Annotated in this window: 19 protein-coding genes and 6 pseudogenes; 13 read left to right on the forward strand and 12 right to left on the reverse strand. The window is 55.8% G+C overall.

From position 1 onward, the window contains the following. The first annotated feature begins 28 nt into the window (after positions 1-28). Positions 29-1,363 carry a CoA-binding protein gene (locus tag LDH74_RS23150; protein ID WP_226043105.1) on the forward strand — a complete coding sequence of 445 codons (1,335 nt, stop codon included), beginning with the start codon at positions 29-31 and terminating at the stop codon, positions 1,361-1,363. Positions 1,364-1,551: 188 nt separating this feature from the next. Here LDH74_RS23150 and LDH74_RS23155 read toward each other — a convergent pair whose 3' ends face one another. Then, positions 1,552-2,952, reverse strand: coding sequence for an SLC13 family permease (locus tag LDH74_RS23155; RefSeq protein WP_226043106.1), 1,401 nt, complete (start codon positions 2,950-2,952; stop codon positions 1,552-1,554). A gap of 196 nt (positions 2,953-3,148) precedes the next feature. Between LDH74_RS23155 and LDH74_RS23160 the strand changes: the two genes are divergently transcribed. Together LDH74_RS23160 and LDH74_RS23165 are read left to right on the forward strand one after the other, a co-directional pair. Continuing rightward, positions 3,149-3,376, forward strand: a complete 228-nt coding sequence (locus LDH74_RS23160) for a hypothetical protein (protein ID WP_226043107.1) — start codon at positions 3,149-3,151, stop codon at positions 3,374-3,376. 522 nt (positions 3,377-3,898) lie between these two features. Continuing rightward, a pseudogene (locus tag LDH74_RS23165) lies at positions 3,899-4,578 on the forward strand (IS6 family transposase). Between the two features lie 67 nt (positions 4,579-4,645). On the opposite strand, the gene LDH74_RS23170 reads toward LDH74_RS23165, so the two are convergent. Beyond that, complete coding sequence (locus LDH74_RS23170; RefSeq protein ID WP_226043108.1) at positions 4,646-5,254, reverse strand: helix-turn-helix domain-containing protein; 609 nt, start codon at positions 5,252-5,254, stop codon at positions 4,646-4,648. A gap of 159 nt (positions 5,255-5,413) precedes the next feature. Between LDH74_RS23170 and LDH74_RS23175 the strand changes: the two genes are divergently transcribed. After that, positions 5,414-5,965 (forward strand): NUDIX hydrolase, encoded by a 552-nt coding sequence (locus tag LDH74_RS23175; protein WP_226043109.1) that lies wholly within the window; start codon positions 5,414-5,416, stop codon positions 5,963-5,965. 22 nt (positions 5,966-5,987) lie between these two features. Here the strand turns inward: LDH74_RS23175 and LDH74_RS23180 are convergent, their stop codons facing one another. Then, positions 5,988-7,082: an alcohol dehydrogenase catalytic domain-containing protein gene (locus LDH74_RS23180; protein WP_226043110.1), complete on the reverse strand. Its 1,095-nt coding sequence runs from the start codon at positions 7,080-7,082 to the stop codon at positions 5,988-5,990. Between the two features lie 190 nt (positions 7,083-7,272). Here LDH74_RS23180 and LDH74_RS23185 point away from each other — a divergent pair. The 5 genes and pseudogenes from LDH74_RS23185 to LDH74_RS23205 all read left to right on the forward strand — a co-directional run. After that, positions 7,273-7,608, forward strand: a pseudogene (locus LDH74_RS23185) (Rieske 2Fe-2S domain-containing protein); the annotation flags it as partial. A gap of 132 nt (positions 7,609-7,740) precedes the next feature. Next, positions 7,741-8,670 (forward strand): SRPBCC family protein, encoded by a 930-nt coding sequence (locus tag LDH74_RS23190; protein WP_226043154.1) that lies wholly within the window; start codon positions 7,741-7,743, stop codon positions 8,668-8,670. Beyond that, positions 8,667-9,191 (forward strand): 3-phenylpropionate/cinnamic acid dioxygenase subunit beta, encoded by a 525-nt coding sequence (locus LDH74_RS23195; RefSeq protein ID WP_226043111.1) that lies wholly within the window; start codon positions 8,667-8,669, stop codon positions 9,189-9,191. The genes LDH74_RS23190 and LDH74_RS23195 overlap by 4 nt, the downstream gene beginning before the upstream one ends. After that, the gene (locus LDH74_RS23200; RefSeq protein WP_226043112.1) at positions 9,188-9,658 is read left to right on the forward strand and encodes a hypothetical protein; all 471 of its coding nucleotides are present in this window, start codon (positions 9,188-9,190) and stop codon (positions 9,656-9,658) included. Before LDH74_RS23195 ends, LDH74_RS23200 begins: the two co-directional genes overlap by 4 nt. Before the next feature lie 29 nt (positions 9,659-9,687). Next, positions 9,688-11,175, forward strand: coding sequence for an aldehyde dehydrogenase family protein (locus LDH74_RS23205; RefSeq protein WP_226043113.1), 1,488 nt, complete (start codon positions 9,688-9,690; stop codon positions 11,173-11,175). Positions 11,176-11,240: 65 nt separating this feature from the next. On the opposite strand, the gene LDH74_RS23210 is transcribed toward LDH74_RS23205, so the two are convergent. Further along, positions 11,241-11,945 (reverse strand): metallophosphoesterase family protein, encoded by a 705-nt coding sequence (locus tag LDH74_RS23210; RefSeq protein ID WP_226043114.1) that lies wholly within the window; start codon positions 11,943-11,945, stop codon positions 11,241-11,243. Between the two features lie 200 nt (positions 11,946-12,145). Between LDH74_RS23210 and LDH74_RS23215 the strand changes: the two genes are divergently transcribed. The 3 genes and pseudogenes from LDH74_RS23215 to LDH74_RS23225 all read left to right on the forward strand — a co-directional run. Next, positions 12,146-14,014, forward strand: coding sequence for a PEP-utilizing enzyme (locus tag LDH74_RS23215; protein WP_226043115.1), 1,869 nt, complete (start codon positions 12,146-12,148; stop codon positions 14,012-14,014). 26 nt (positions 14,015-14,040) lie between these two features. After that, positions 14,041-15,129 carry a PEP/pyruvate-binding domain-containing protein gene (locus LDH74_RS23220; RefSeq protein ID WP_226043116.1) on the forward strand — a complete coding sequence of 363 codons (1,089 nt, stop codon included), beginning with the start codon at positions 14,041-14,043 and terminating at the stop codon, positions 15,127-15,129. A gap of 16 nt (positions 15,130-15,145) precedes the next feature. Next, a pseudogene (locus tag LDH74_RS23225) lies at positions 15,146-15,223 on the forward strand (IS6 family transposase); the annotation flags it as partial. Positions 15,224-15,261: 38 nt separating this feature from the next. Here LDH74_RS23225 and LDH74_RS23230 read toward each other — a convergent pair. Together LDH74_RS23230 and LDH74_RS23235 are read right to left on the reverse strand one after the other, a co-directional pair. Then, positions 15,262-15,584, reverse strand: a pseudogene (locus LDH74_RS23230) (DUF955 domain-containing protein); the annotation flags it as partial. A gap of 8 nt (positions 15,585-15,592) precedes the next feature. Continuing rightward, a pseudogene (locus tag LDH74_RS23235) lies at positions 15,593-15,934 on the reverse strand (hypothetical protein); the annotation flags it as partial. Between the two features lie 232 nt (positions 15,935-16,166). On the opposite strand from LDH74_RS23235, the gene LDH74_RS23240 reads away from it, so the two are divergent. After that, positions 16,167-16,430, forward strand: a complete 264-nt coding sequence (locus tag LDH74_RS23240; protein WP_226043117.1) for a hypothetical protein — start codon at positions 16,167-16,169, stop codon at positions 16,428-16,430. Between the two features lie 393 nt (positions 16,431-16,823). On the opposite strand, the gene LDH74_RS23245 is transcribed toward LDH74_RS23240, so the two are convergent. The 6 genes and pseudogenes from LDH74_RS23245 to LDH74_RS23270 all read right to left on the reverse strand — a co-directional run bounded on the left by LDH74_RS23245 (position 16,824) and on the right by LDH74_RS23270 (position 20,806). Further along, a complete protein-coding gene (locus tag LDH74_RS23245; protein ID WP_226043118.1) occupies positions 16,824-17,126 on the reverse strand; it encodes a HalOD1 output domain-containing protein in 303 nt (100 codons plus the stop codon). Between the two features lie 372 nt (positions 17,127-17,498). Beyond that, positions 17,499-18,155: a TRIC cation channel family protein gene (locus tag LDH74_RS23250; protein WP_226043119.1), complete on the reverse strand. Its 657-nt coding sequence runs from the start codon at positions 18,153-18,155 to the stop codon at positions 17,499-17,501. 327 nt (positions 18,156-18,482) lie between these two features. Then, complete coding sequence (locus tag LDH74_RS23255) at positions 18,483-18,725, reverse strand: HalOD1 output domain-containing protein (RefSeq protein WP_226043120.1); 243 nt, start codon at positions 18,723-18,725, stop codon at positions 18,483-18,485. 70 nt (positions 18,726-18,795) lie between these two features. After that, entirely contained in the window at positions 18,796-19,431 is a 636-nt protein-coding gene (locus LDH74_RS23260; protein ID WP_226043121.1) for a helix-turn-helix domain-containing protein, read from the reverse strand. A 232-nt stretch (positions 19,432-19,663) separates the two neighbouring features. Next, the gene (locus LDH74_RS23265) at positions 19,664-19,876 is read right to left on the reverse strand and encodes a HalOD1 output domain-containing protein (RefSeq protein ID WP_226043122.1); all 213 of its coding nucleotides are present in this window, start codon (positions 19,874-19,876) and stop codon (positions 19,664-19,666) included. Beyond that, positions 19,869-20,806 (reverse strand): annotated as a pseudogene (locus LDH74_RS23270) (DUF955 domain-containing protein). Before LDH74_RS23270 ends, LDH74_RS23265 begins: the two are co-directional and overlap by 8 nt. Between the last annotated feature and the right edge of the window lie 119 nt (positions 20,807-20,925).

A 20,925-nucleotide genomic window follows, 5' to 3' on the forward strand; every position in this document is an offset into this window, starting at 1 on the left:
ATATTACAATGTTCGACAATGGTGGGATATGGGAGTAACCGACTTCTTCGATCCGGACGGAATCGCCGTCATCGGCGCATCGAAAACGCCTGGAAAACTTGGGAACGACACGATGACCAATATTCGGACCTACAACGGCGAGGTCTATCCAGTCAACCCCTCCAGCGATGGGAGCGTCTACGGCTACGAGTTCGTCGACTCGGTCCGCGACGTTGACGCCGATCTGGCACTGTGTTGTGTGCCTAGCCCCGTCGTTCCGGAGGTCTTAGAAGAGTGCGGCGAAGCGGGTGTCGGCGCTGCGGTGATCTTCGCCGGCGGCTTCGCGGAGGTCAACGAGGACGGACGAGAGCGCGAGGACGAGATCGTTCGTATCGGAGAGGAGTACGACATGACCATTCTCGGGCCGAACACGGCGGGCTATTGCATCCCGCATCTGGACCTCTACGGGTCGTTCGTCCCGGAAATCCGTGACGTCGAGATGGGGAACGTCGCCCTCCTCGCCCAGAGCGGCGGCGTCGGAATTACCTCTGCGTTCCAACTGGACCGCGAGGAGTACGGCGTGTCGGCGATGTTTGGGCTTGGGAATCGGGCGAACACCGGGTTCGCCGAACTCATTCCGGTCCTCGACGACGATCCGCGGACTGACGTGATCGCGCTTCACATAGAGGGCACCAAAGACGTCGACGCGTTCCTCGAGGCCTGCCGCGAGGCGAAGACACCGATCGTCGCCTACAAGGCCGGGAGCAAGTCACTAAGTGACTTCGTCGCGTCGCACACTGGCGCGCCAAACCAGTCTCGGGAGCGCTACGAAGACGCCCTCACCGGCGAGGGCGTCGTCTTCGTCTCGTCGGTGACCGAACTCATCGATGCCAGCCGCGCGATCGCGGACACGCCGAACCCGGCTGGGCGGAATGTCGGTCTCGTCACGGCTCAGGCCGGTCCGGGGATCATCATCGCCGATGAACTCGACGAGCGGGGCGCCGAGTTCCCCGACCTCGAAGACGAGACTCAGGAGCGCGTCGACGACCTTTTGCAGGGGATCACCTACACGGAGAACCCGGTCGACACAGGTCGACCGTTGCCCGAGTTCGGACAGATAATCGATGCTGTTGCCCGCGACGACAACGTTGACATCGTCATCGTCTACGAGATCTACGAGGACTCGTTGGGCTATCCGATCGAGGAACTGGAGACGCTCGCCGACGAACTCGAGAAGCCGATCCTCTTCACGGTCGCCGGCCCAGACAGTTTCGAAAAGGAACGGTTGCAGATGGAGGCGGCCGGGATTCCGACCTTCCAAGCGCCGGAGCGTGGGTCCAACGTGGTTGCGGCGTTGATTGACTCGATCCCCGATGACGCATAGACGCAAAGACGCGCAGACGCATGGGCCGATGGACGAGGCGGTCTGACCGCTCGTCAGTATTGTTCTCTGCTATCGAACGGCACGATCGATAGGGACGGTCGCGTCCGACCGATCGCGGACTCAAGTTCACGGCGCTGAAGGCCGCTCTCGTGGCGGGGCGCGGCGATGGCGGTTCCGCGGGCGAGCGGTTAGTACAGCAGCGTGAAGACGGCCAACTGCAGCGGGAGCAGGAGGACAATCGTCGCAACCGAGCAGGCCACCGTGGTGCGGATGACGTCGCCGGTGTCGGCCGTACCTTCGGCCAGGATCACCACAAGGACCGCCGACTGATAGGGGAAGAAGTACGAGCTCAGCGCCAGCGTCTCCGACATCAACACGGGCGTCAGCGGCAGCCCCGCGGCCTCCGCGTAGGGGATGAGCACTGGCGTGAGGACACTCGCGACGGCCAGCCCCTCCATTAGGAAGGTCAGTAGGAAAGTAATCCCGAAGATGACTGCGAGGACGACCGCGAGCGACGCATCGGCTGGGACCAACGCGAGCAGGTAGTCGGCCGCGTCCTCGGTGAAGCCGGTGTAGACCAACCCGTCGCCGATCGCGAAGACGGCGGCGATGAAAAAGAGGATCGAAAAATCGGTTTCGGCGACGCTCTCGAAGTCGGTGACGCCGACGCGGGGCAGGAAGGCGAGCACGACGACAGCGACCGCACCGACGACCGGGTGAAAGCCGTGGACGAAGTCGGTCGCCCAGATCGCCGCCCCGACGAGGAGGGCCGCCAGCATGCGGCGTTCGGTTCGCGACGTATCGCCGCCCGTATCCGCCGGAACGTCGACGCTCGCGGACGGATCTGGATGGAAGAGGTAGTAGACGACGGCATAGACCAGCAACACGCGTGTCAGTCCCATGACCGGGTACATGTGGTACAGCCACTCCGTCCAAGAGACGGGATGGTCCGCGATCGAGTCGCCGAACCCGGTGAGCATGATGTTCGGAAGGTCAGCGGTGAGAATGCCGGCTGAACCGTAGAAGGTCGCGAATGCCGGGCCGAGGAAGAGGCCAACACGCGCCGAACGGTCGTCGAAGAGTTCGCCGGTCTCCGTGAGAATCGGTGCGATGATGAGGATCCGGACGAGCGACGAGGGGATGAGAAACGCCAGCGCGTGTGCGCCAATGGAGAGCGAAAGCAGGAGACGCCGGTATGTCCGTACCGGTTGTGTCCCGGCCGATTCGGAGACCGTTCGAGCGGTGATGTGGGTCCCGGCCCAGTTCGCGAGTCCGCTCCGGCGCGTCGCCTCGCCCATCAGTAGGCCGAAGCCGATGAGCCACGTCGCTGGCTTCTGGAAGCCGGTCAGCGCCCGTTCGGTCGAGAACGTCACGGCGATCAGTCCGATGCCGATCAGTCCCGTATACGCAGGCGGGATCGGCGTCAGGATCCACAGCACGATACAGAAAACTGTGATCGAGAGCATCCATGCGACGTCACCGCCACTCCCGCCGGAGAGACCGACCCAGACCGCCGCGGCGACTAGTATCGCGACGGCGAATGCTATTCGAGGGGTTCTGAGCGTCTCAAGTACTGACTGGCTATCCATCGTTTCGTAAGTACGGTCACGTAATTTGGGGTTAAATCTATTGAGATATCCACATCTGTCTTCGGTCCGCGATGGCCATGGGGCCGCAGCGATCCAGCGGTCGGGCGCCGTCTCTGTCTCAGTGTCCACCTCCGGCCCGACTAGACTGTTTCGACTCGGTGTGCAAATAGTTATTACGCGTTTTCGTGGGGGATCGATGGATGATAATACGGTTTTTCAGAGCCTCGTCGGCACGCTTGCGAAGCTCTTAGAGCGGGCGAACGTCATCGAGCAGGGACGGCTTATAGGCGACGATCGGTCTCGCGTGGCCGCGCATTGTCTCGGGCTGACGCAGATATCAAAGCAGGCCGCTAGTGTCGCGATAGTTGGACTGGTCGCAGGGTCGCCGGCGATCACCGGGCTCGCATTCGCGGACGTGTACTAGCAGTCTTGCTAGTCGGAGATATGTTCATCCTTACCATGATCACGCTCTATCGGTATCACACCGGCGTCTGGCACGACGTCAGCTGTTCGATTCGCGGGCGATCACGGAACGGCGGGCTAAGACGCGCTGAGTGGCCTACTGAACAAGTTCGACAGTACGTCCGCTATCAGGAAACGCTGACCAGTTATCGCCCGGATGACGCTGCGAATCCGGCGAATGCATTCACGGTCCGCGAATCGGTCTCCCCGGTCGACGGATCGTCGAGGGATCGGACCAATAGCCAAAAGCGGCGTACAAGCCTTCGGATGGACGAAAAACCATTGTCGATTGATGACAAACTTCATCAGCCGAACTTATCGGTCTGGTCGAATCACATTCGAGCTGCGTCGATTCGTTCCCACCTGGCGGCTCCGTTCACTAATAGGAAATAAATACGATTCATAGATAAAAGAAGGTAAAATACAGGCACTGTCTACTTGAGTCAGTTTGATAAGTGAGTAGATTGTTAAATTTCTTGGAGAGATGGTCTCAGACCTGCTCAGTGAGAGCTATGTAGCGGATTTAGAAGAATCTTGGGAGAACGAGCGGACGGCGGACGCCCTGATGGGCGTCCGCCGTCCGCCTTCACGAAACTGGTTGTTCTCTTCGAGAGACAATAACGATTTTAGCCAAATTAGGCGTTGAACGCTCACATGGGGCGGTCTGGAATTGGGTACATCGGCTGGCTAACAGCGGTTGCGACCCGCCGACTGCGAAGCCGTCAAGGGTCGCGGTTGACGAGACCGCTGTCAAAATTAACGGCGAGTGGTCTTGGTTGTACGATGCAATAGACATCGAGACAAGGTTGATTCTCGACGTCGCGCTGTTTGGTCGGCACGGCACCGATCCGGCGGCTGCGTTTCTGCATCAACTTAAGGAGAAACACGATCTCTCGGAGGCTAATTTTCTCGTCGATCAATTCGGCTATCGGACTGCTCTCTCTTTCTCTCTCGATCAGGACTGAGCGATCAGGTCAACTACACCGAGTGAAACCTGATCGAAAAGTGGTTTCACACCCTCAAAGTTCGGATCGACTGCTTCCATAACTCGTGGGTGGGCAGTCGGTCGAGCGTCCGCGAGTGCTTGAACAGTTTATGCACTACTACAACCGTCAGAGATCGCACCGTGCTCTCGGTGGAAAGACGCCGATTGAGGAGGTGTAGAACTAGACGGTGCCATATTTTGTGCATCGAGTGGGATTCAGATGAATGGTACTTAGCATCATTCACTTTAACTCGTACTGTCCACTTCTTCTTGGTTAACTTCCCCTCTGGTCGATTGGTCGTCCGTATCCAAGTCGGTCCGATTCGCCAGATATCCTTGTCCCTCTTCGCTCTCAATTAGCATATCATCGAATATTTCGGCATCGGTATTGAATTTGTGGAGATTATGAACGGATGTCGTATCGAATTCGTCGATCATCTCGCCGTGCTCTTCAAAGAACGCCGTCACCCATTCGTCCATTTGTTTGTTTCTTCGGAACTGAGTGATTAACTGCCAACGGTATTTACTATCGGCGTTGAAAAACATTAATACATGAGGGTCCTCAATTAGTATTTCTCTACATTCTTCCCAATTATCCTTAAAGTTCGGGTAATGGAAACCGATACGGAAAATATAGTGGTTAAAGAGTGTTCGGCGCGGAATGACCGTTTTTCGGAACAGATCCTCTGATTGCATCTCTCGAAGGAGTGTGTTGACATGGTTGTGTGAGAGGTGAATGTCGTATTCCTTGTTAAGGAATTTGCTAAGCTCTCGACTGGATGCTGTCGGGTTCGCAACTCGAGCCTGTAGTAGAGCAATATCGCGCGGTTTTATGTCATTGGATTGGTCAGGCATCCTTGTTCCGATATATTTGCTGGGTAGGTAAAAATATCACTAGTATCCTGTCTTCTCGTGTCACGGTAACGGAACAGTACCAGATTTCGTGCAACGACGATTCAGTATGAGGACTTTTATTCGGCACCGACGTACCATCTCAGAGATGGAATCAAGCACATGAGCGACGAAATTTCACTGCCAGAACAGCAAGACACGGAGATTCCATACTCGGGAGAGCAGTTCGATGTCCGTCGAGATGTGGTTTCCGGGGCTCACGATCAACTCGAGATCGAGTATCTCGATACCGCCAATGCGGTCGTCGTTATTGCGATGACGCCGGACGATCGGATCATCGTCGTCGAAGAGTGGCGACAGAGTGTCAAACGATTCGATATTGGGCTGCCAGGCGGCCAACTCGAGCCAACTGATGAGACACTAGAAGCAGCAGCCCAGCGTGAACTCCGCGAAGAGACGGGATATGAGACCGACCGTCTAGTTCCAATGCAGTCATTTGATCCTCTCAACAGCCTTCTCAACACGACAATTCACTTCTTTGTTGCTACAAACTGTCAAAAGGTCGGGGAACCGAATCCAGACGAAGACGAGCGAATTCGAATGCAAACGGAGTCACTTGAAACACTTCGAACGTGGGTTCGAGATGGGACGATAACCGATATGAAGACTGCAGTCGCACTTCTATATTACTCGGATTTCATCGAAGATCATTAATTGATACTGTTCCAACAGCAAGTCACGGACCAGGATCGAAGCGAACGACACTTCGAATTCCCTCTCCCGACTCGAGCGCCTCGAACGCGTCGTCGAGTTCGTCGATCTCGTATAAGTCAGTGAGTATTGCGTCCAGATCGAGATCTCCGTTCTGATACATCGTCACGTATTTCGGGATATCTACGTGGGGTTGCGTGAATCCGACGATGTTTCCGATTACGTCGATGCCGCTGGTGAAGAGTCCGAGGTCGAGTTCGATCGGATCGGAGTCGCTCGTACCGGTGATGACGGCTGTTCCGCCCGGTCCGATCACTTCGATCGATTGTGTAACGGTTGGTGGGGAGCCGATACACTCGAACGCGTAGTCGACGGAGCCAACGTAATCGTCGATAGCGGTGACGGGATCCGTCGCGGACGCGTCGATCGTCTTCGTCGCGCCGATCTCTCGCATTGTCGCTAGCGTCTCCGCGTCCAGATCGACGGCGATGATTTCGCCGGCACTCACCGCACTCGCCGCGAGAATCGCTCCTGCGCCAACGCCACCGCATCCGAAGACGGCGACAGTTTCGCCACTTTCGACCTCTGCGATGTTTGTAACCGCACCGAGGCCCGTCGTTACGCCACACCCGAGTAAGGCGCTGATCTCGAATGGCAGCGTCTCGTCGACTGGCACCACCTGTCGCTCGGGGACAACGGCCATGCTGGCAAACGATGACTGCGCATAAAAGTGATTGACTGGCGTATCCGATCGACTGAGACGGCGAGTTCCGTCCATCATGCGGCCGCGAGTGTCTTTGCGCGCCTGGCAGAGGTAGGATTGGCCGCGCTGGCAGTGCTGACAGTCGCCACACGACGGGAGCACCCAGAGGACGACGTGATCACCTGAGTCGACCGTCGTCACGTTGCTTCCGACGGCATCGACGACGCCAGCACCTTCGTGACCGAGAACGACGGGAAATTCGGTTCGATCGCTCGTGTACGCGTGATAATCGGTGTGGCAGACGCCGGTTGCGCGTACGTCGATCAGGACTTCGTTCGGCTTCGGATCCTTGAGCGTGACGCTTTCAACCGTATGTGTTCCCGGTTCGTGAGTTACCGCAGCGGTTATTTCATGCATGTACTACCACCGTTTACTGTAGCGAGCGGTCAATTCTGGGTTGGTAACCGATCTCACACCTTTGCTTGCAGGCCCAGTGTAATATATCTTGGCACTGGAGGATACATATGGGTAAATCATGGGTATATAGATTACAAGTGTGTTTAGACCCCCCAACAGTTAAATACCTCTCACCCGAACAACAGTGTATATGGTGACAGATGACACTCCACCGGAGACGGCACAGGTTCTCCGAGAGGCCAGAGAAACATTAGATGAGGGTCGCTTCCCACTTCAACTGTTTCAAGACGACGACCTGCACGCTCTTGAAGTCCAGCGGCTCTTCGGTCAATCGTGGGTATTCATCGGACACGAATCTGAAATTCCCGAACCGGGTGACTACGCTCGCCGATACATTGGTGACGATCCATTCATTTTCGTTCGTGACGAGAGTGGAGAGATCAACCTCCTGTTCGACAGTTGCCGACACCGCGGAACACAGGTGTGCCGAGCCGAACAGGGTAACACGTCCCACTTTAGATGTCCGTACCACGGATGGACCTACAAAAATAACGGTGAGGCCGCCGGAATCCCACAGAAGACCAAAGCCTTCCAAGAACTCGACCGAGAAGAGCACGGTCTCGCCCATGTTCCACGACTCGAATCCTACGAAGGGCTCGTGTTCGCGTCGATTAACGAAGACGTCCCGTCGCTTGAGGAGTGGCTAGGTGACTACAAGTGGTACTTGGATATCCAGTTGAAACTCCCCGACGGTGGTATGGAAGTCGTCGGCGAACCTCATCGATGGGTCGTCGATGCCAACTGGAAAACCATCGCGGACAATTTCAACGGCGATAGCTACCATACCGCGTGGGCACACGGGTCAGTCGTCGACCTTGAACTCGGCGGCGAAGAGACGGTCGGCCACGCCGGGACCGGCGATAGCATCGACCACCATATCCATTGTGACGGCCACACAACGAGTATCCGCGGCTTCGAGGACGAAGACGTCTTCCTGACGTATCCGGACGAAATCGTCGATGAGCTGTTCTCTGGTGACGATCTCTCCGAGGAACAGTGGCAGGTCGCTCGACAGGCACTCTCGTTTACTGGTGCGATCTTCCCTAACTTCGGCTTCCTCCACTTCGGAGATACGACGGACGATCCGAACAAGGACGTCGCACCGTTCTTCACGATTCGGAAGTGGCGGCCCCTGGGTCCCGATCAGATGGAGCTCTGGAGCTGGGGCCTCGTTCCGAAGAACGCGCCGGAATCGTTCAAAGAGCGAATGTACAAGATGTACACCTCGAACTTCGGCCCGACCGGGAACTTCGAACAGGACGACGTCCCGATTTGGAAGAGCATCACCGAAGCGGCCGGCGGGCAGTTCGCCCGGAGCCAGAATCTCCAGCTGAACTACCAGATGGGGCTGGAATGGATGAGCGAGATGGCACTAGACGAGGACTGGGACGGTCCCGGGTTCGCCTATTCGGAGAACTTAGAAGAAGGCGGCATGCGCCTGTTCCACGAGCAGTGGTATGAGATGCTCGCCGGTAACGACCGGGAAGACGCCCTCGGCACGCCGATGAACGTGGGGGTGGAACGATGAAACTCAGCGACCGAGAGGACGAAATCGAAGAACTCCTCGTCGAACGGGACGTCCGGAAGTTCCTCAACCACGAAGCGGAGTTACTCGACACGAGGGAACTCCACGAGTGGTTCGACCTCATCGCCGAGAATATCACCTACCACATGCCGCGTCGGCTGATGCGGGAGAACACGGCGGACGTCTTTAGCGGCGATAGCTACTACTTCGACGAAAGCTACGGCTCGCTAAAGGCCCGTGTGATGCGATTCGACTCGGAGTACGCCTGGGCAGAGCGTCCGCCGACGCGGACCGAACGGTACGTGACGAACGTCGTCGTCACCGACTACGATGACGAGGTGATCGACGTCGAAAGCAATCTCCTCGTCTACGTGAGTCGCGGTGACAGCGAGGAACACGACTTCTACTCGGCCAAGCGAGAGGACACGCTCCGACGGGACGGCGACTCCTTCGAGATCGTCGACAGGAAGATACTGCTCAACCAAACGATCCTCAGTACGGACAATATCTCTATCTTCCTATGAGTGACCGGACAGCGGACAGTCAGTACGTCGAGATCGCCGACGAGACGGTGTTGCGTGACGGTGAAACGGATATCACCGTTCGCCACATCAAGACGCCGAAAGGGGAGCGACTGGAGGTCCGGTCGGCGACCGACGACATTCGGATCGACGCGATGGGACTCGAGAGCCTCTCGTGGCAGGACCAAGAGGTGTTCGACAAGTTCCTCGGATACGAGTACGAGTTTACGGTCAGTTCGGCGGCAGACGCCGAGGTCGTCGCCGAGTTCGTCATCAGCAACGAGTATGCCGACGTCGTCGTTCGCGTTCTCGAGACGCCCGACGGCGATCGATGCGTCATCGAGGCACCGAAGAAGCAATTTAACCTTCAGGCGGACGCGACGTGTCTCGAAGCGCTGGCCGAGCAAGACTACGACATCTTCTCGGCATTTCTGAAGACGCCACACGGACCGGATGGCCACGCCCACTGAACACGATCAACGATACCCCATCAGTACACATGAGCGTAGAACACGATACCGAGACCGAATTCACGATCGATGCGGACTGGAACGATATGTATGTCGGCGGCGAATGGCGCTCTTCGAGCGACCGGGAGACCATCGAGGTCGAGAACCCGGCAACTCGAGAGGTAGTCAGCGAAGTCCCAGCGGCGACTGACGACGACGTCGACGACGCGTACGCGGCGGCAGTCGACGCACAGGAGGAGTGGCGAAATGACCTCCCGCAGGAACGCGGCGAGATCATCGAAGAGGTACAGCGGCTCATCGAGGACAACCACGAGGAACTTACCGAACTGCTAGCGATCGAGTCGGGCAGTGCGCGTCCGAAGGCGTCCCGCGAGTTCACGTCGACGGGCGAAATGATGCGCGACGTCGTGACCTACCCGTTCCGGATGACGGGCGATCACAGCCAGTCGAAGATCGCCCACAAGGAGAACATCGTTAAACGCGAGCCGATCGGCGTGGTGACCGTCATTTCGCCCTGGAACTTCCCGTTCCAGCTCTCGCTGCGCGCCGTCGCGCCAGCGATCGCCTTGGGTAACTCAGTCGTACTCAAGCCCGCGACCGAGACGCCGATCAGCGGCGGCCTCCTCATCGCTCGGCTCTTCGAGGAAGCCGGCCTACCGGACGGCGTCCTGAACGTCGTCACTGGCCACGGCTCGGAGATCGGCGATCACGTCGCGTCGCACCCCGATCTGTCGGCCGTTGCCTTTACCGGGTCGACACACGTCGGACAGCGCGTTGCGAAAAACGCTGCCGAGCAACTCGCGCTGCCGGCGATGGAGCTCGGCGGGAATAATCCGCATGTCGTCCTAGACGACGCCGACCTCGAGCAGGCGGTCGACGCGGGGATCTTCGGCTCGTTCATGCATCAGGGCCAGATCTGTATCTCGATCAATCGCCACCTGGTCCACGGGTCGCTTTACGACGACTACGTCGAGCGGTTCGTCCAACGGGCAGCGGAGCTCCCGGTCGGTGATCCGCTTGACAACGAGACGATCGTCGGGCCGATTATCAGCGAATCCGAGCGCGATACGATCCTTGAGTACGTCGAGCAGTCGGTTGAGGACGGTGCAACGCTCGAGCTCGGTGGGACCGCCGACGGACTGTTCGTCGAGCCGACGGTGCTGTCGGACATGCGAAACGACATGGCTGCAGCGTGTAACGAGCACTTCGGACCGGTCGCACCGATTATTCCGTTCGAAACCGACGAGGCGGCCATTGAATTGGCGAACGCAACTAAGTACGGGCTGGCGGCATCGGTCCACTCGACGGATATTTCACGGGCGCGAACCGTTGCCGACGAAATCGAGGCCGGAATGGTCCACATCAACGATCAGCCGATTAACAACGAGCCACACGTTCCGTTCGGCGGGACCAAGGCTTCCGGAATGGGTCGGTACAACGGTGAGTGGATCATTGATGAGTTCACCGAACCGAAGTGGACCTCGATTCAGCACGAGCCGCGGACCTACTCCTTCTGAGGGCCAACCTCTCGGTTCACACTCGCTAGCGAATCAAACGTCCGGGGTGCTTCGTTCGAGAGCCGCTATTCGACCGAGTCCTGAACGGACCGCTTCGTGCGACCGAAGACGAGCTCGCCGTGTTCGATCCCGTCGGCGAGTTCCGACGGCAGGTCGTACTCCTCGATGCGGCGCTGTACCTTGTCTTTGGGATATTCTACCCGGTGGAGGTCGACGCGATTGGTGTTGAGATCGAGCACGGCGTACCCCGCCCGCCAGTCCCCGTCCCGCGGAAGCCCGATGCTTCCTGGATTGACGACGATGCCGTCGTCGAATTTGGATATTGCTTGCATGTGCGTATGTCCGAGCACCAGGACCGATTCGTCCGAGAGCAGCGATGCGGAGAACTCCTCCGGATACGTGTACTCGTTCGGCTTGTCCGGTGCACCGTGTGCAACGCGGACGCGCCCGTCGTAGAGTTCGAGTTCGGTCGACAACTCCTCGAGATACGCCAGTGCATCAGTTCCGAGACGATCGGTCGTCCAGAGAGCGGCGGTTTTCGGAATGTCGTGGAAGTTGTCATGGAACTCACCTAGGACCGCTCGATCGTGATTTCCCTGAATCGACGTGATGTCGTATTCATGAAACGTCTCGATCACGGCCTCGGGGTCCGGACCGTAGCCAACTATATCCCCCGCGTGGACGTACTCGTTGACGTCAGGCATGTCTTCGAGCACGGCCGCGAGCGCTGGCATGTTACCGTGAACGTCGCTAATGAGTCCAATCCTCATACCCTCCGTTCGACGTGTACCGTTTTCAAAGTTACTCTAGTATAGTGAGTTGTACTGTCTACCCCAGTTATTAGGATACACTATGGTATGATGACGCTGCTATTTCTTACGAATAACGTTTCATCCCGGTAGTTATAATATCCCTCAGCACGAAGGGTGTTACCATGGGTACGGACAATAGTGAATCGTCAACAGTCGACATGAATCGAGCAAACAGTGCGCGTGAGCGGTTCCCGTACGCCGGGGAGGTAGAGCTGCCGGCCGAACTGAACGGCTGGGAGAAGATGTACCCAGAGTACTTCTGCTTCGAACTGACGGACGACCGGACGGACTACGAGCGCGATCAGTTCTGGTTCTGGGACAAGAAAGACTCGACGGATCCGATTCTGCCGTGGGATATGACGATCAGTGCCCAGGCATGGCAGATTGCGATGGCGCAGAACACGAGCCGCGTGTTCGCGATTCCGCCGTCAATGGCGGTCGACATTCGTGTGATCGCTGGCTACGTGTACTTCAGCGGCATTCAGGTCGAAGACGAGGAACTCCTCGAGGACCGCGCTGAGATCTTCACGGAACGAAGCGAATACTACTACGAGAACTACGAGGCGCTCTACAACGGCACATGGTTGCCAGCGGTCAAAGAGATCGGGAGCAAAATCCAGTCGCTCGAGGTCCCCGAGGAACTCCCAGAGTACGTTCCTGAAGACGTCATCACCGAGGCAAAGGGACAGAGCACCCGGACTCTGCAGATACTGGAGAATTACAACCGGCTGACTGAACTCGTGCTCGAAGGCTGGCAGCGACACTTCGAGTTTCTCTACCTCGCATACTTGGCGTACATGCAGTTCACGGAGACCTGTCGCGAGCTCTTCCCGAACATCTCCGACGATGCGATCGGGAAGATGGTCTCCGCAGTCGAGGCGGACGTTTTCCGGCCGGATCAGGAACTCGACAAGCTCGCCCAAAACGCAGTCGATCTGGGCGGTGACGTTCCCGAAATCGTCAAATCGGATGCGGAGCCCGACGAGAAAATCGACCGATTACGGGAGAGCGAGGACGGACAGGCGTTCATGGAATTGTTTGAGGACGCCAAAGATCCCTGGTTCTACATGACCTACGGCGATGGCTTCCACAGTCACAAGGGATCGTGGATCGACGACCTCGAAGCCCCGTTCAACCATCTCAAGACGAAGGTCGAACGGCTCGAGGACGGCGAACCGCTCGGACGCGACTTCGATAAACTACAGGCAGAGCGCGACGAGATCGTCGACGAGTACCGCCAGTACCTCGACTCGAGCGAGCAGGAACAGTTTGATCATGCGTACGAGACCTGTATGTCGATCTACGAGTACGCCGAAAACCACCAGTTCTGGATCGAGAACTGGCTCCACACAATCGTCTTCGGCAAGATGCGTGAGTTCGGTCAGCTGGCCGTCAACCATGGACTGCTGGCCGACGCTGACGACATCTTCCTCTTCGACCGATTCGAAGTCGCAGAGCTTCTCGAAGAGACGTGCAACACGTGGGCGCTCGGACGCGGAGCCTTCGTCTCTGAGCGATGGCAGTCCCGGGTCGAGGAGCGGCGCGAGATTTTCGAGGGGGCTCAGGACTGGGATCCGTCGCCCGCGCTCGGAAACCCACCTGAAACCGTTACTGATCCGCTCATGCAGATGCTGTGGGGAATCACGACCGAGAAGGTCAACGACTGGCTCGACGTCGAGTCCGACGACGGAGATGGTTCCGAACTCAACGGGTTCGGCTCTTCGTCCGGGCAAGTCGAAGGCAGGGCTCGCGTCGTCAGCGACGCGAAAGACATCAGCAAGTTAGAAGAAGACGAGATTCTCGTCGCGTCCCTCACGGATCCCGCGTGGGCACCAGTGTTCCCGCGAGCGAAGGGTGCGGTCACTGACGACGGCGGAATTACGAGCCACGCTGCGATCGTCTGTCGCGAGTACGGACTGCCCGCTGTAACTGGCACTGGACACGCGACGTCGGCGATCGATACCGGTGATCTGGTCCGCCTCGACGGAGAAAGCGGCGAGGTCGAGATTCTCGAGAAAGCAACGTGAACAGGACACTAACATACGAGTAACCAATGACTGATTCAACGTACATTCTGTATTTCGAGGAGCCGGCATGCAACAAGGACAGCGTCCCGCTCGTCGGGGGTAAGAACGCATCACTCGGTGAGCTAATGGAGGTAGATGAGTCTGTACAGGTGCCGCCTGGCTTCGCTGTAACGACGGAGTTTTACGAAACGTTCATCGACGAACGCAATCTTGACAAATACATCCCCGAGCGACTTGCGGACGTTGACTTCGACGACGATACGTCCGTTGCAGCAGCCAGCGAGGATATCCGAGCGTGTATCGAGGAGGCGTCGTTTCCGCCCGCTCTCGACGAGGCGTTAGCGTCCGCGTGGGAGCAGTTACAGGAACGAAATCGGTCGAACGAGCTTGAGGTCGCCGTTCGCTCGTCGGCGACGGCGGAGGATCTCCCCGATGCCTCGTTCGCCGGGCAACAGGACACGTACCTCAACGTTCGCGAACTCGGCCAAGTAAAGCGACGCACGAAAGAGTGCATGGCGAGCCTGTTCACCGCTCGTGCAATCTCGTACCGAGAGGAGAACAGGTTCGATCACGACGAAGTCTTGATCAGCGTTGGCATTCAGAAGATGGTCGAAGCGCGGTCGTCCGGCGTGATGTTTACGGTCAACCCCGCGAACGGAGACCGATCGAAAGTTCGGATCGAATCCAACTGGGGACTCGGCGAGTCAGTCGTGAGCGGGAAAGTAACGCCAGACAGCTTTCTCGTCGACAAGCCGGTTTACAAGATCGTTGACCGGAACATCACCAAGAAAAGCGTCATGACGGTTCCGACTGATACTGGCATTGAAGAGATTTCCGTCGATGAAGATCGGAAGGACGTCCCGTCTCTTACCGCTAACGAAATCATTGATCTTACGGATGTTGCGAAAGCGATCGAACGACATTACGGTGAGCCACAGGACATCGAGTGGGCGATCAGAGAAACTGGTGACGAGACACAGCTGTATATCCTCCAGAGTCGACCAGAAACGACCTGGAACGACACTAAACACGACGAGACAAAGTCAGAGTCCCCCTCGGAATCAGAGAAACAAGGGAATAAGAGCACGGCAGCGAGCATTCTCGATCGACTCTGACGGAGTATAACCCTAATTATCGTTTTTAGATACTATTTCTGTATTAGAAATATCTGGTGTCGAACAAGCGCGATCAACGATTCATAATTGGATGTAGAAAGTTAATCTACAGCCTACGAACAGAAAACAGCCGGGCTCACCGTCGGTCTGCGAGATGTCGAACACCGGGGCGGGCTTGACCCGACGAGGCCTTTTGACCACTCTTTGGGCGGTGTCTCGTCGTAGTTACAGTCGCTTTGGTTGTGGTAACTCGACAAATGTTCGCACTTCGGGCACTGTTTCACGATGATTAGGGCCCAGATCCAGATGGCCTGTTCACCTTTCTGGACGTACCGATCGAAATCGTTCCGCCAAGTGGAGTTTGATCAGGAGCGAATTTTGAGAGGAATAGTCGTGGAAGCAACTCTGGACGTCGAGCCACTCCTGAGTTCCTCGCTGGCCTGCGCGTCGTCGACCTCGTACGTGCTCGCACTGTTCGAGGGCCATCGATCGAGTAGCCACCTTCCTCGAGTGGAGTCGGTGCTGCTGGTGACTCGCACTGATCGTTGAACGCATCACGACGATTTCGCTCCTGGCCACAGTTTCGGCAGCGCCAGTATCGTGTCCGGTACTCGTGGCCGTCGGTAAGATTAATTTCGTATGGTGTCGGTTCCTTACTTGGAAGCCACTCATCGATCGCGATCAGTTCGTGTCCATTCAGTCAAGCAATGTCACCGGAATACCTCTGCTCTTGGCCACTGGTGTCATTGCAGTCATGGTGGTGGTCCTAGTGTTGCTCGCGCTGGATCGGTCGATCTGTACTCATGGATACTCTCGAGGCACATGTCGTCGCGTCTTACCCGTCAGGCGCGAAAAAACAACTCAGATTTCAGATCAGGTACTCGGTGGTGGAGAGATTTTCTGTATAGAGATCTCAGTTCCAATTTGTTCGAAGTAGCACCCCGTGACCGTTCATTACCTCGCGGAATCAGTCCTGTCCCCCGCTGAGGGATATCCTTAAGCAGGACGATAACAAAGATTGGAAATACGAAGTTGCGATGAACGGTCTCTCTGATCCACGGCCACCGCTTCCAGAGTGGATAGTGAATGCATACGATGTTCTTTGTACTCACAGTCTCAACTCCGCTAAGCATGAAAACGTCCAGTCGATCCCTCGAGAGCAAGCGCTCGAGGTTCTCCACAAGAGCGATGAACTGGCCCTCGAACCCGTGGATGCGAGCCATGCACTTACTCGGTTGCTCGAGCGAGGATACTTCTATGAGGTTGACGGCGAGCTTCGTGTAACGATGCCGGAAGACTGACTCGTGGTCCGGTTCGAGACTCACCTGTTCACTACACCTGCGTATTGATCGCTGTAAACAGTCGTTTGCTTAATCTTGCGGTTCGCCACAATTGTACGACTCGACGAGAGGTGTCGCACAGGTCTCGCAGTCCACCGTGCCACAGTTCAGACACTGCTTGCATTCCTGTATAGATCCAATCATATTTATCCCTATTTGAATGAATATTTAGAATTATCGCTCATTCGAGTTGCCAAATCTGAATTTCCCAATTCGGATGGTCAGTTGTCGATTGGATCCGTAGGCTGCCTTCTATCTCGACATCGTTAGTTTCTGCTTCTTCTAAGATCGCTTGGAGAGCGGAACGAAGCGATTCACTATCGTCAATTGACTGGTTATCCGCCATGACGTGTGTTACAGGTCGACTGTACTGCTGCTCTCCGATCCTTCTACCTGAGATACGTGAACGTAGTTGGCGGTCACTGCGACGCGATACGTTGTATAGGTGAATTCCAGATACACGTCGTCTTGATCCGCCTCATCACTGGAGTGGGGATGAAAGAGACTGTTCAGGGCATCAAGGTCGATATATTCATAGAGCGGATCCAACTCAATCGGATCACGATTTGCTGCCTCTGCAACAGCAGCTATGACTGTTTGGCTGACAGGGTCATCCTCACTACACGTATATTTGACAGGGGAATCTGTGCTTGACATCTATTTCCTATTGACCACTCCACACGTGTGAGTCTCCGTAGTCAGTGTCTACGTGTTTAAGTCTCATTCTACGTTCCTCTTCCTCCTCGTCCTCCTCTCCTTGAGCGTCACCTCCATGTTAACCACACTCTGTCCTACGGAATCCGAGCAATTCACACGTCTCTCTCCACTCCCGCAATATCGTCTTCGTCTCTCCCCCAACGTACCAATGTACTACCCTCCCGCGAGGGTGTTATAGAACGATCTGCTCAATACATGTGCGAACTGAACGCGAGAGTCTTCTTCGATCCGGATGAAAATAGGGCACGTTGGTCAGCGCTGTGGTTGGAGTCGTTACCCTCGTGACGAGTTCGTCTCAAATCGGATGCCGATTTACTGTTCAACGAGTCCTAATCCCTGTACTGTCGGAAGGTTCCAGTCACGAGTGACCGCAGCTAACCGCGTTAGCACGGTAACGACCGCGCATATTCCGGCAGCGGTACTCCCAGAGACGCCGCCGACCCCCGCTAGAAAGTATGTGCTTCCGCCCAGCACCGCACAACTCGCGTAGAAATCATCGAAGAGGATAAACGGGGATTGATCCAGAAGGATATCGGCAAACGCACCACCACCGACTGCATTAATCGTTGCAATAGCGACGATACTAAATACTGAAACGCCCGCTTCGGTGGCGACGATGGCACCGGTCGTCGTAAACGCGGCGAGCCCGATAGCGTCCGCGACGAGCGTGATCGGATGCGTATCTGGAGACGTAAGGACGACACTCAGTGCGATCGCTAAGCCGACTCCGAGCAGTCCTAGAGTGATTTCGATCGGGGACTGAAGCGCTAACGGAACTCGCGCCACGAGGAGATCGCGCGTCACTCCGCCAGCGAATGCCATCGCCAGCCCGACGACAGTAATTCCGAGCAGGTCGAATTCCTCACGGATCGCCTTCGATGATCCGACGAGAGCGAACGCGAGTAAGCCGATCGTATTCATCACCGCGAACGGATCGCCGACCAATACTCCGAGTAGGTCCTGCCCCATTGGTCGCTCCTATGAGAACGAGTCCCTTGAGTCCTCCGAGACTCCGGTCCCGTCTCGATCCACGGCCTGTCACGTGTGTTATCAGTACGGTCTCTAGTGAACGGCAACTACGTGTGCTTATCGAGCAACGAGGATTCTATCAAACCCAAGCTATTTCCACGGAAGCGTGATAAGTAAAAGGCGCGAATTCAGCACGAACTCATATTTGGTTAACGCGGATTATGGTCTATTAACGTTCTTGAATATGATCAGAAAAGTGAGCAACAGGACTATTCAGTCAGAAAAAATGTCAATAAACTCCTCCATTTCTGTGCTGAAGCCTCAAAATCAGAACTCTCCCTGAAGTGATTCTACCTCAACCTCCCCATCTTGTATTACTATCTCGAAACCTGCATATTGGAATAGCACTTGGATGTTCGTTTCGGATTCATTGAATAGTGTATTCAATGCGTCTGGGTCTATAGCGTCGTATAGCGGAGGAAGGTCCAGTGGGTTACTGTCGGTTGCTTCTGCTACGGCTTCGGTTACTGCGTTTACTGGTGGTTTGTTCTGTATCAAGTTCGGTGTCATCACTTGATAGTCGAACGTCGGTGTCTGTATTTCATCGGCCTCACCCTCTCCGGGGTTTATATGGTCTCCCTTAGGCTAATGTATTGAGAAGCAGTGCTTGCTGTCCACGCCGAAGCCGAGTTGACAGAGCGGATGTAGAGATGCAGAGTTCCTCAGCGATCTCATCCATTGTTGTTTCCCTCGGTACATTGAAATAGCCTTTTTCAAGAGCAGTAAGAAGAGCCTCCTTTTGCCCGGTCGTAATACCGTATCGGCTTTCAAGGCCCCCATCCTTCTTTACCGATTTTTCTTTATAGAGGTTAAGCAATTCAAATCGTCGATTCCGTTCAAGACAAGCCTTTCGCAAATGAGCAACTGCATCGCGTGACGGAAATCGAGCTAAAAGTTCTTCCTTGTTAGCCGTCGCAGTAAGACGAATAATCGTTATATCGTGTTCTACAGAAACCGTATGGATTGTTTGGTGTTGCCCCTCATCTGATAGCCTTAGCCCATACAAACGTTTCTCTGGCAATTTTGTTAGACAATCATAGGTATCAATCGTTGGATCTATAGTGAGTGTACTTTCATATTTTTCAAAGTCGTCGCCCATTGCCCATACAATTATCTTCCACGGTTCATCCCCTGCCGAACGGATATCCTCAAAAAGAAGCTCCATATCTGGAACACTTTCTAGAGAAACTTGCCCCAGCGGAGGACTTATTTCCACCCTCCCTATGAGGACCATCACCATTTAACTGTGTCTTCTTTATGGATATAGCTTTCCCAACCCCAATAGAAAATGTGGAGTTTTTGTGGGTGGAATATGTGTGCGATTTAAATTACTTGATGCCAGATAAACTAACTGCGATATCGTTAGCCTCTTGGTAACACTATTACCTATACTGAGCGATTAGTGGTATAAAAACCATCAAAGGAAAATAAATTTCAACAGGTCTAGTCTACAGATTCGTGAGGATCCGTACGTCGGACCGTGTGACGAGGACACGAAATTCTCCGACCGAGAATCTAATCTCGAGGTCATCGTTCGCCGAGTTCACGAGTTGCTTGAGTGCTTCGACGTCGATCACCCGTTGCAGTTGATACTCGTCACGACCGAGTCCCTCCGTTTCGAGCGCATCGACGATTTCGAAGAGGAGGTGCCGATTACTCATCTATGATCACCTCGTCGACGACATCGATAATCTCCGCAGCGGTCGAACTGATCCGCTCGAGTCGATCGAGAATGACCTCTGACTCTTCGCCCTCCCATGCAGCGAGGTAGAATGCCGACCCACTCGTGTCCAGCCCGAAATACCGACCAACGATGTAGCCGACCGCTTCCGCCTCGAGTTCGCGTTTCGAGCGTTCGGTCTCGTCGTCGATGTCACCGTGTAAGAGTGCGTGGGCGTACTCGTGGACGGTCGTTACGGCAAGGTCGGCGGTGTTCTCACGATCCTGGACCTCGATTAGTGGTTGCTCTGCAGGAGAGCGGTACTGACACACGCCTTTGGCATCTCCGTGAGGCCACTCCGCTGGAGAAACGACCTCGGCTTCCACTTCAAGCATCGAAGCCCCCCAAGAAGCGCTGGCACCAGTTCGTCAGCTTCTCCGGTCGCCTCCGTCTCGAGTTCGGGCAGTGGCTCTCCCTCTGTCTGAGAAATGTCGAAGACTGGCGCTGGCCGAAAGCCGACAAGTCCTTTCGACCAGTCTTCGGGTGATGTCTCGTTGTACTCACAGTCGCTTCGTTCGTGGTACGACGGCGAGTTTTCGCACTCGGGGCACTGCTTTGCGATGATCGGTGCCCAGATCCAGATAGCACTCTCGCCCTCTTCCACATACCGGTCGAATTCGTTTTGCCACGTTCGATAGCCGGCAACGTGAGTTGCGTGCGGACACTGGCGTGTGATCAGCAGCGTGTTTCGGTAGGAGTAGTCATGGAAGTGACTCTGCACATCGAGCCACTCCTGGAACTGCTCACTCGAGACTGCGTCATCAACCTCGTCGACGAGGTCGTCAACCCAGGCTTCCATTGTACTGTGCATCTCGTCACGTCTGGTGTCCGAATCATCGAAGGACACCTGCGAACAGTCGCTCGTAGTCATCGTTCTTGGCGATGGACGCTCCGTTCTGGAACGCCCCTCACCCCTTTGGGGGAAGAAAAACACACTCGAGGGAGCGCCCGATCAGCTCCGTTACAGGTGTCTCATCCAGGTTGTGACGA

The sequence above is a fragment of the Natrinema sp. DC36 genome (assembly GCF_020405225.1).
Classification (GTDB): domain Archaea; phylum Halobacteriota; class Halobacteria; order Halobacteriales; family Natrialbaceae; genus Natrinema.

Excerpts from the sequence above, each read along its gene's own strand:
- LDH74_RS23180 (WP_226043110.1), bottom strand. The coding sequence starts at position 7,082 with ATGCATGAAATAACCGCTGCGGTAACTCACGAACCGGGAACACATACG.
- LDH74_RS23200 (WP_226043112.1), top strand. The coding sequence starts at position 9,188 with ATGAGTGACCGGACAGCGGACAGTCAGTACGTCGAGATCGCCGACGAG.
- LDH74_RS23250 (WP_226043119.1), bottom strand. The coding sequence starts at position 18,155 with ATGGGGCAGGACCTACTCGGAGTATTGGTCGGCGATCCGTTCGCGGTG.
- LDH74_RS23175 (WP_226043109.1), top strand. The coding sequence starts at position 5,414 with ATGAGCGACGAAATTTCACTGCCAGAACAGCAAGACACGGAGATTCCA.
- LDH74_RS23215 (WP_226043115.1), top strand. The coding sequence starts at position 12,146 with ATGAATCGAGCAAACAGTGCGCGTGAGCGGTTCCCGTACGCCGGGGAG.
- LDH74_RS23255 (WP_226043120.1), bottom strand. The coding sequence starts at position 18,725 with ATGACACCGAACTTGATACAGAACAAACCACCAGTAAACGCAGTAACC.
- LDH74_RS23205 (WP_226043113.1), top strand. The coding sequence starts at position 9,688 with ATGAGCGTAGAACACGATACCGAGACCGAATTCACGATCGATGCGGAC.
- LDH74_RS23265 (WP_226043122.1), bottom strand. The coding sequence starts at position 19,876 with ATGAGTAATCGGCACCTCCTCTTCGAAATCGTCGATGCGCTCGAAACG.
- LDH74_RS23150 (WP_226043105.1), top strand. The coding sequence starts at position 29 with ATGGGAGTAACCGACTTCTTCGATCCGGACGGAATCGCCGTCATCGGC.
- LDH74_RS23160 (WP_226043107.1), top strand. The coding sequence starts at position 3,149 with ATGGATGATAATACGGTTTTTCAGAGCCTCGTCGGCACGCTTGCGAAG.
- LDH74_RS23170 (WP_226043108.1), bottom strand. The coding sequence starts at position 5,254 with ATGCCTGACCAATCCAATGACATAAAACCGCGCGATATTGCTCTACTA.
- LDH74_RS23210 (WP_226043114.1), bottom strand. The coding sequence starts at position 11,945 with ATGAGGATTGGACTCATTAGCGACGTTCACGGTAACATGCCAGCGCTC.
- LDH74_RS23245 (WP_226043118.1), bottom strand. The coding sequence starts at position 17,126 with ATGTCAAGCACAGATTCCCCTGTCAAATATACGTGTAGTGAGGATGAC.
- LDH74_RS23220 (WP_226043116.1), top strand. The coding sequence starts at position 14,041 with ATGACTGATTCAACGTACATTCTGTATTTCGAGGAGCCGGCATGCAAC.
- LDH74_RS23195 (WP_226043111.1), top strand. The coding sequence starts at position 8,667 with ATGAAACTCAGCGACCGAGAGGACGAAATCGAAGAACTCCTCGTCGAA.
- LDH74_RS23155 (WP_226043106.1), bottom strand. The coding sequence starts at position 2,952 with ATGGATAGCCAGTCAGTACTTGAGACGCTCAGAACCCCTCGAATAGCA.
- LDH74_RS23240 (WP_226043117.1), top strand. The coding sequence starts at position 16,167 with ATGAACGGTCTCTCTGATCCACGGCCACCGCTTCCAGAGTGGATAGTG.